This window comes from Phormidium sp. CCY1219 (assembly GCF_035615515.1).
GTDB lineage: Bacteria > Cyanobacteriota > Cyanobacteriia > Cyanobacteriales > Laspinemataceae > CCY1219.
Genome location: NZ_JAJENT010000756.1, coordinates 1 through 210, shown reverse-complemented (window position 1 = coordinate 210; position 210 = coordinate 1). Strand labels below are relative to the sequence as shown.

Annotated in this window: 1 pseudogene; it reads left to right on the top strand. The window is 47.1% G+C overall.

Features of this window, described 5'->3' with window-relative positions:
- Positions 1–210, top strand: a pseudogene (locus tag LKK83_RS22845) (hypothetical protein); the annotation flags it as partial.

The window sequence follows — 210 nt, the reverse complement described above, 5'->3', positions numbered from 1 at the left end:
GCAGTCCAACCCAAACAAATCCGCAGTTGCATCCAAAAATTCTATCAAATTCAAGCCAATGAAGAACGCAAAGCCAACCGAGAAAATACCCAAATTGCCGAAGATGCAGTCATCACCGGATGGATTCTGACCCCCACCGCATCCGCCGCATTGCTAGACTATTTTGGCGCAAAAGAAGACCCCAGTCTTGGCGTCAAAGGGGTTTATTTT